Annotated in this window: 1 protein-coding gene and 1 pseudogene; both read right to left on the bottom strand. The window is 54.6% G+C overall.

Features of this window, described 5'->3' with window-relative positions:
• On the bottom strand, positions 1–152 hold a 152-nt coding region (locus tag G6N75_RS03060), incomplete at its 3' end, for a HigA family addiction module antitoxin (RefSeq protein WP_165346598.1).
• A gap of 11 nt (positions 153–163) precedes the next feature.
• A pseudogene (locus G6N75_RS15205) lies at positions 164–249 on the bottom strand (type II toxin-antitoxin system RelE/ParE family toxin); the annotation flags it as partial.

Genomic DNA, 249 nt, shown 5'->3' with positions numbered 1-249 from the left:
ATTGACCGCTTGCCGTGTACGATCTCACCAATGCGCCGCTGCGGCACGCTGATTTCCTTCGCCAGGCGATACTGGGAAATCCCCATAGGCTGAAGAAACTCTTCAAGCAGGATCTCTCCCGGCGTTACCGGCGCGAAGTCTCGCTTAGCCATAGTTCACCTCATCAGTGGTAATCAACGATCTCAACCTCCAATGCATCACCGCCCTTCCAGACGAAGCAGATCCGCCACTGATCGTTGATTCGAATGC

The organism is Thioalkalivibrio sp. XN8 (genome assembly GCF_011058255.1).
Classification (GTDB): domain Bacteria; phylum Pseudomonadota; class Gammaproteobacteria; order Steroidobacterales; family XN24; genus XN24.
This window is presented reverse-complemented; position numbering and strand designations above follow the sequence as displayed.